The sequence below is a fragment of the Mycobacterium sp. TH-M25 genome, from assembly GCF_057473665.1.
In genome coordinates, this window is record NZ_JBYCLA010000024.1 from 1 (window position 1) to 8,126 (window position 8,126).

The 8,126-nt window shown below is 63.2% G+C and carries 7 protein-coding genes and 3 pseudogenes; all 10 read left to right on the plus strand.

Annotated elements, in window-relative coordinates; translation table 11 throughout:
- A pseudogene (locus AC2VOU_RS00830) lies at nt 1–269 on the plus strand (mammalian cell entry protein); the annotation flags it as partial.
- A complete protein-coding gene (locus tag AC2VOU_RS00835; RefSeq protein ID WP_486955645.1) occupies nt 266–1,621 on the plus strand; it encodes an MCE family protein in 1,356 nt (451 codons plus the stop codon). The pseudogene AC2VOU_RS00830 and the gene AC2VOU_RS00835, both read left to right, overlap by 4 nt.
- Nucleotides 1,618–2,985: a virulence factor Mce family protein gene (locus AC2VOU_RS00840; RefSeq protein ID WP_486955646.1), complete on the plus strand. Its 1,368-nt coding sequence runs from the start codon at nt 1,618–1,620 to the stop codon at nt 2,983–2,985. Before AC2VOU_RS00835 ends, AC2VOU_RS00840 begins: the two co-directional genes overlap by 4 nt.
- Complete coding sequence (locus AC2VOU_RS00845; protein ID WP_486955647.1) at nt 2,982–4,139, plus strand: virulence factor Mce family protein; 1,158 nt, start codon at nt 2,982–2,984, stop codon at nt 4,137–4,139. The genes AC2VOU_RS00840 and AC2VOU_RS00845 overlap by 4 nt, the downstream gene beginning before the upstream one ends.
- 1 nt (nt 4,140) lies before the next feature.
- Nucleotides 4,141–5,619 (plus strand): MCE family protein, encoded by a 1,479-nt coding sequence (locus tag AC2VOU_RS00850; RefSeq protein WP_486955648.1) that lies wholly within the window; start codon nt 4,141–4,143, stop codon nt 5,617–5,619.
- 45 nt (nt 5,620–5,664) lie between these two features.
- A complete protein-coding gene (locus tag AC2VOU_RS00855) occupies nt 5,665–6,345 on the plus strand; it encodes a mammalian cell entry protein (protein ID WP_486955649.1) in 681 nt (226 codons plus the stop codon).
- Nucleotides 6,342–7,004, plus strand: a complete 663-nt coding sequence (locus tag AC2VOU_RS00860; RefSeq protein ID WP_486955650.1) for a hypothetical protein — start codon at nt 6,342–6,344, stop codon at nt 7,002–7,004. Before AC2VOU_RS00855 ends, AC2VOU_RS00860 begins: the two co-directional genes overlap by 4 nt.
- Nucleotides 7,005–7,078: 74 nt before the next feature.
- Nucleotides 7,079–7,588, plus strand: a pseudogene (locus AC2VOU_RS00865) (CAP domain-containing protein); the annotation flags it as partial.
- Nucleotides 7,589–7,663: 75 nt separating this feature from the next.
- Nucleotides 7,664–7,771: pseudogene (locus tag AC2VOU_RS00870) on the plus strand (CAP domain-containing protein); the annotation flags it as partial.
- A gap of 48 nt (nt 7,772–7,819) precedes the next feature.
- Nucleotides 7,820–8,059 (plus strand): fibronectin-binding protein, encoded by a 240-nt coding sequence (locus AC2VOU_RS00875; RefSeq protein ID WP_486955651.1) that lies wholly within the window; start codon nt 7,820–7,822, stop codon nt 8,057–8,059.
- The last annotated feature ends 67 nt before the right edge of the window (nt 8,060–8,126 follow it).

Below are 8,126 nucleotides of genomic sequence, written 5' to 3' on the forward strand. Positions count from 1 at the left end.
ATCTGCTGGCACGGTCACGCGACCCGCTGAAGAAGGTCGTGCACGAAACCGACCGCGTCTCGGGCACTGTGCTCACCGATCACGACAACTTCGACAACCTCCTCAACGTCCTACCTGACAAATACAAGGCACTCAACCGGCAGGCCATGTACGGTGACTTCTTCAGCTTCTACTTCTGCGACGTCATCTTGAAGCTGAACGGCAAAGGCGGCCAACCTGTCTACGTCAAGATCGCTGGTCAGCCGAGCGGTCGGTGCACACCGAAATGAAAAAGATTTCTTTCCAACGGAAGATAAAAAAGTCTCTTTCACAACGCAATCCGCTGATCATCGGGACCATCGGTATCGTTGTGACAGCGGCGCTGGTGATGGCGGCCCTGCAGTGGCAAAAGCTGCCATTCTTGAAGCAGGGCAAAGAATTTTCCGCCTACTTCGCCGATGCCGGCGGTCTGTTCAGCGGCGCCGCCGTCGAGGTATCGGGCTACCCGGTCGGCAAGGTATCCAGCGTCGCGCTGAAGCCCTCCGGCGTGCTGGTCGGATTCAACGTCGCCAGCAACATCCGCCTCGGGGAACTCACCGAGGCCGCCATTAGGGCCAGAAGCCTTCTGGGTGCGAAGATTCTTGAAATCACGCCCCGTGGTGGTGGGCGCCTGGCCGGGCCGATTCCGATGGAACGGACAACGTCGCCTTACCAATTGCCCGATGCCCTTGGCGATTTGACCACGACCATCAGCGGCCTCGACACCCGTCTGCTGTCCGACTCGCTGGCCACTGTGGCGCACACGTTTGCGGGCACTCCACCGGATCTGAAGAGCGCAGTCCAAGGTGTGGCACGTTTCGCGCAAACCCTCGACAACCGAGACGCGCAACTGCGCAGCCTGCTCGACAACGCCGCCAAAGCCACCGGGGTGCTGGCCAAGCGCTCCGACCAGGTCGTCGGACTGGTCCGCGACACCAACGCCTTGCTCGCGCAACTGCGCACCCAAAGCGCCGCGCTGGACCAGATCACCGCCAACATCTCCGCGGTGGCGCGGCAACTCAAAGGGCTAATCAGCGAAAACCGCGCGCAACTGCAGCCGGCCCTGGACAAGCTCAACGGAGTGCTGACCATCGTCGACAACCGCAAGGAGCGAATCCAGCAGGCCGTCAAGGGACTCAACACCTACGCGATGTCGCTAGGGGAGTCTCTGGCATCCGGACCGTTCTTCAACGCCTACGTCGTCAACGTCCTGCCGGGTCAATTCCTGCAACCGTTCATCAGTTCGGCGTTCTCCGACCTAGGACTGGACCCGGCGACCCTGCTGCCTTCGCAGGCCACCGACCCGCAAACCGGTCAGCCAGGAACCCCGCCACTGCCGATGCCCTACCCCCGCACCGGTCAGGGCGGCCCTCCACGCACCTCGCTGCCTGACGCGATCACCGGCAACCCCGCCGATCACCCATGCGGTGCGCCTGGCGTGGCCCTACCCGGGCCTGGCTGCTACCCCTATCGGCAGCCGCCGCCGGCTCCGGCGCCTGGAGGCCCACCCCCGGGAGGTCCGGCCGTTCCGATACCGCCACCAGCACCCACGCCCATCAACGTCGACGTCGGCCCGCCCCCGCGGCCGGGAGGTCATTCATGACAACGTGGATCAGCTACCTGCGCCAGGTACCTGGTGCGGCGGTCCGCCATGCCCGCCTGGTGTTGGCGACGGCACTCACGCTGACTCTGGCAGCCGGAGTGTGGGCCGTCATGCGCGCGTCAGACCTCGGGGACCGCACCACCGTGGTCGCGTATTTCGACAACAGCAACGGCGTCTTCGTTGGCGACGACGTGCGCATCCGCGGCGTATCAGTGGGCAAAATACAGACAATCGAGCCGCAGCCCCTGCGCGCGAAAATCACATTCTGGTTCGACCGCCACTACAAGGTCCCCGCCGACGCCAAAGCCGCGATCCTGTCACCGCAGCTCGTCACCGGCCGCTCCATCCAACTCACCCCGCCCTACACAGGCGGCCCCACCATGGCCAGCGGCACGATCATTCCGCAGGACCACACAGCGGTGCCCGTCGAATGGGACGAAGTGCGTGCTCAGCTTGAGCGGCTCACCGACATGCTCCAGCCCACCAAGCCTGGCGGCGTCAGCACACTGGGCGAGCTCATCAACAGCAGTGCAAGCAACCTGCGTGGGCAGGGCGCCAACATCCGCGACACGATCATCAAGCTGTCCCAAGCGGTTTCGGCTCTAGGCGACCACAGCAAGGACATCTTCGGCACCGTCAAGAACCTGTCGGTCCTGGTGTCAGCGCTGCACGACAGCAGCGGTCTGCTCAGCCAGCTCAACACCAATCTGGCCGCCGCATCGTCGCTGCTGTCCGACGATCCCAACAAGGTCAGTCGGGCCGTTCACGACCTCAATTCGGTGGTCGGAGACGTCCAAAGTTTCATCGCCGACAACCAAGAGACCGTCGGCACGACATCGGACAAATTGGCGTCGATCAGCAAGGCGGTCATCGACAGCCTCGACGACATCAAGCAGACCCTCCACATCGCCCCGACAACGTTGGTGAACCTGTACAACATCTACGAGCCCTCCAACGGCGCGTTGACCGGCGCACTGCAGATCAACAACTTCGCCAACCCGCTGCAATTCCTCTGCGGCGCAATCCAAGCCGCGTCCCGACTGGGCGCCGAACAAGCCTCCAAACTGTGCATGCAGTACCTGGCACCCATCATGAAGAACCGCCAATACAACTTCCTCCCGCTCGGTGAAGACCTGTTCGTCGGCGCTCAGGCGAGGCCCAACGAAGTCACCTACAGCGAGAACTGGATGCGCCCCGACTACGTGCCGCCCGCCGCACCACCGCCGCCCGCGGCGCAGCCGGCGGCAGCACCCCCGGGATCTCTGCTTCCCGCTGAGGCACCGCCTCCGATGAACCCGAGCGTGCCTACCAACCCCGCTGCCGGCCTGTCCGGCATGATGGTCCACCCCGGAGGCGGCTCGTGACAAACATCCGATGGAGCCGCATAACCCTCAGTCTTGTGCTCCTAGCGGCAGTGACGGGGCTATCAGGATGCGGTTGGCGCGGCGTGAACTCGCTGCCGCTGCCGGGCACCCAGGGAAATGGTCCGGGCGCATTCGTCGTCAAGGTGCAAATGGCTGATGTCAACAACATTCAGCCCAACGCCCGGGTGCGGGTAGCCGACGTGATGGTCGGCCACGTAACCCAGATCGAGCTACAAGGCTGGCACGCGCTGGTGAGCATGAAGCTCGACCGAGACGTCGACCTGCCCGCCAACGCGACAGCCAAGATCGGCCAGACCACGATTCTGGGATCCCAGCACATCGAACTCGCCCCCCCGAAAGACGAACCACCCCACGGCAAATTGGTGAACAACTCCGTGATCCCGCTCTCTCGTTCGGCAGCATTCCCGACACCCGAGCAGACGCTGGCAGCGGTCTCAATGGTGCTCAACGGAGGCGGCGTCGGCCAGGTCGGCGACATTGTCGAAGCGCTGAGCACCGCCTTCCATGGTCGCGAGAAAGATCTGCGGAGCCTGGTTGGACAGCTGGACACCTTTGCCGCGAACCTCAACAACCAAACCGGCGACATCATTGCCGCCAGTGACAGCCTCAATGACCTGACCGGCAAGTTCGCTGCGCAACGGCCCGTTCTGGATAAAGCGATCAAGACGATCCCCGACGCGCTGGCCGTGCTCAATGACGAACGCGGAAACCTGGTCGAAGCCGCCGATCAACTCAGCAAGTTCAGTGCCCTGACCGCGGACACCGTCGGCAAGAGCAAAGACAATCTCGTCAAGGAACTCAAAGAGGTCGGTCCCGTGCTGGAATCGCTCGCCAACGCCGGGCCCAGCCTGAATCGCGCCCTGCACTTCATCCCGACCATTCCGTTCCCCACCGACACCATCGAGAAATGGCAGCGCGGTGACTACGCCAACCTGACGGCGATCATCGACCTGACACTGAGCCGTCTGGATGCCGGGCTGTTCACCGGCACCAGATATGAATGCAACCTCACCGCGCTGGAGCTGCAATGGGGCCGTACCGTCGGCCAGTTCCCCAGCCCATGCCTGAATCCCGGCGCGTTTGGTCAGAAAAACCCAATCTCGATTCCCTACAACGGCGACCAGGGGCCATAACGTGCATTTGAACCGACAAGCGAGAATCCAGCTGGCGATCTTCACCGTGATCGCCCTGGCAGCGCTGTCCCTGATGGGTCTGCACTTCATGAACTTGCCGGCAAAGTTCTTCGGCGTCGGCCGCTACACAGTGACAGTGCAGTTGTCGCAGGCCGGCGGCCTGTACCCCAGCAGCAACGTCACCTACCGCGGCACCGAGGTGGGACGGGTCGAGTCGGTCCAGCTAACCGACTCAGGAGTAGCGGCGGTCTTGTCGCTCAATTCCAACACCCCGATCCCGCGTGACCTGAAGGCCGAAGTGCACAGCCAGTCGGCGGTCGGCGAACAATACGTCGAGTTGCTGCCGCGCAGTGCCGGGGCGCCGCCGCTCAAGAACGGCGACGTGATTGCCCAGAAAGACACATCGGTGCCCACCGACATCAACGGGGTGCTCGACACCGTGGTCACCGGGCTGCAGGCAGTGCCGCGCGACAACCTCAAGACGGTCATCGACGAGTCCTACACCGCCGTCGGCGGTCTGGGCCCGGAGCTATCCCGGCTCGTCAAAGGCGTCACCGACCTCTCGATCGACGCCCGCGCGAACCTCGACCCGCTGGTCAACGTCATCGACAACGTGCAGCCCATCCTGGACTCACAATCCAAGTCCGCCAGTGCAATCAACGCATGGGCGGCGCATCTGGCCACCGTGACCCGTGAACTGCAGACCAACGATCAATCCGTCGCGGGCATCCTCGATAAGGGCGGACCGGCACTGGCACAGGCACGTTCGCTCGTCGACCGGCTCGAACCCACGCTGCCCATCTTGTTGGCAAACTTGGTTGCCCCAAGCCAGGTCGCGCTGACCTACCACAACGACGTCGAGCAGCTTCTGGCGGTCTTCCCCCAATTCATCTCGGCTGAATCCGCCGGGCTCGTCGCCAACACAAACTCCAAGCAGAAATACAAAGGCCAGTACCTCGCCTTCAACCTGAACCTGAACCTGCCGCCCCCGTGTAACACAGGCTTTCTACCTGCCCAGCAAATGCGCAATCCCGTCTTCGAGGACGCGCCCGAGCGGCCTGCTGGAGATCTGTACTGCCGGATCCCGCAAGACTCGCCGATCACCGAAGTCCGCGGCGCGCGCAATACGCCCTGCGAAACCCGGCCCGGGAAACGCGCTCCGACGGTCAAGCAGTGTGAAAGCGACAAACCGTACGTGCCGCTCAACGACGGCGACCGCTGGAAGGGCGACCCGAACGCCACCTACACCGGTCAAGGTGTCCCTGATCTCGGACCCGGGGCGCCGCCGCCAGCGGCCGCCAAACCCGGCCCGCTCAGCGCAGGACTGGGCGCCGCGCCACCGCTTGCTGCCGCCCAGTACAACCCGGCTACCGGCCCCAATATCGGACCCGACGGCAAGCAATACACCCAGTCTGACTTGGCCCAATCCGGACCGAAGAACAAATCCTGGCAGGCAATGCTGACTCCGCCGGGCAGCTGACCGATGAACGACATCTCGATAGATCAACTCGAAGGGAGGAACGGGGTGGCCACAGTAACCGACACCAAATCCGTGGTGGACGACGACACCGACGACACGGTCGATGCCATCGGTAACACTGGCGTCCTTGAGGCCACAGGAGATCTCGAGGACAACGACATCACCGAAGCGGGTGAGGGCACCCAGGCGGAGCCTGACGTTGACGATGTCGACGAGGCACCGAAATCGAATGTATTCCAGCGCATGTCGACGACCCGTTGCGCGATGGCAGTCGGATCGGCGGCCGTCGCGGTTCTCGCCGCACTGCTGGGGTGGTCCCAATATCACCTCAGTCAGGCCCGTCAGGCCCAGGCGCATGGTGCGCTGTTCCTGCAGGTGGCCAAACAGGGTGCGCTCAACTTGACCACGATCGACTGGCAAAACGCCGACGCCGACGTACACCGCATCCTGGACGTGGCGACCGGCGAGTTCTACGACGACTTCGCCAAACGCTCACAGCCGTTCATCGACGCGCTCAAAGAGGCCAAAGCGAAAACGGTCGGCACGATCACCGAAGCAGGGTTGGAATCCGAAAATCCCGACTCCGCCCGTGCTCTGGTCGCACTGTCCGTCCAGACCTCGAGCTCTGATGAGAACGCCCAAGGTCCGCGCGAATGGCGGATGCGCATCGACGTTCAGAAGGTCGGCGATCAAGTGAAAGTGTCTAACGTCGGGTTCGTGCCATGAGGCGGCCGACCTGGCGCCGCCCCGGCGCTCCAAAAGATGCCGAGCCGCTCCTCGACGTCGACGAGTCACACACCGCGACGGTCAACCTCGACGAGATTGACGAGGACACCCACGATGAGGCGGCAACGACCGCGCAGTTTGACGGCGATGATCCCTCGACGGATGCGAACCGCGACCCACGCTGGACGAAAGTGGTGGCCTACGCAGTACTTCCCGCGCTGGCGGCGCTCCTGGCCGCCGGCACCGGATATGTGAAATGGCAAGACATCTCGGCACGTGGCGCCACCTCGGCGGCAGCGGACTCCGTGCGCGCCGCCACCGACGGGACAATCGCGCTGCTGTCATATAGGCCCGAGACCGTCGAAAAAGACCTCGCGGCCGCTCGAAGCCGCATGACCGGTCAATTCCTGGACTCCTACACCGCGTTGACCAAAGACGTCGTAATCCCTGGATCAAAACAGAAACAGATCTCGGCGGTCGCCACCGTCCCAGCGGCCGCCTCGATGCAGGCCAGCAGCAACCACGCCGTGGTGCTGTTATTCGTCGACCAGAGCGTCGTCATCAAGGATGACGCGCCGACATCGACGGCATCGACTGTTCGCGTCACCCTCGACCGCATCGACGGTCGTTGGCTGATCTCACATTTCGACCCCGTCTGAGGCTTGAAAATGTGGCACCGATGGGCATTGGATCGCCGGTCCCGTGGGGCAGCGGCAGCAAGGTTAAGGAGTGCATGGTGCGGCATCGAGTGCTGAGTTCGATCACGACGATTGGTGCGTTGACCGCTGTGGTGCTGACAACGGCGACCGCTCGCGCCGACAATGACGACAACACAGGCATCCCAAATAACAAGCGTCTCAACGACAGTGTGGTCTCGAACGTCTACACCGTGCAGCATCAAGCGGGGTGCACCAATGACGTCCGCGTCAACCCACAATTGGTGCGCGCTGCGCAGTGGCACACAAACGACGTGCTGAATAACCGCAACCTCGACGGGGACATCGGTTCTGATGGGACAACGCCGCAAGACCGGGCCAACAACGCCGGCTACCAAGGAGTCGCGGCCGAAACGGTGGCGATCAACCCGGCTCTGGCAATCAGCGGCGTGGAGATCCTCAATCAATGGGTCTACAACCCAGCTCTTTTCGCGATCATGGCCAACTGCGCCAACACTCAGATCGGTGTGTGGTCGGCCAACAGCTTCAACCGCACCGTTGTAGTGGCGGTATACGGCCAACCCAAGTAACTCCGACGCAGCCGCGGCTGAAAACGTCCCCATGTCCACCACCAACTATTGGAGTTGCATCTCATGGACGAAGACCCCACCCCCGACTACGACGTCAGCGACGAACTACTGCATGCAATCAACTGGTACGCGTGGATTTTGCGCGGCGTGAACCCGGCACCCCCGATTCCGCCGCACTAAACGCTGAGCTGTCACTCCGCCAGCACGCACACCCTAACGAGGAGCACTATGCGCACTATTGCAGCTACGGTGGCCGCCTTCGCGGCGACGGCGGCCACCGCTATCGGCCTGTCCTCTCCTGCTCACGCAGGACCCACTCAAGGGCAATGCGGGCTCGCGATGAGCTTCATTTGCGCGATGATCCCCGCCTTGCCTGAATTGGATCATGATGTCGACCTGACACAGGATCCCAACGGTCCCAACGCAGCCGGCCTTCCGCCGCCCGCCGCCCGCACCGGTGGTCTGTAGACCGTCGTTTCCCGCCGAGCCGGTCAGCCGCCCTCCGGAACCGCGGCCGCGAACGGCCGCAACAACC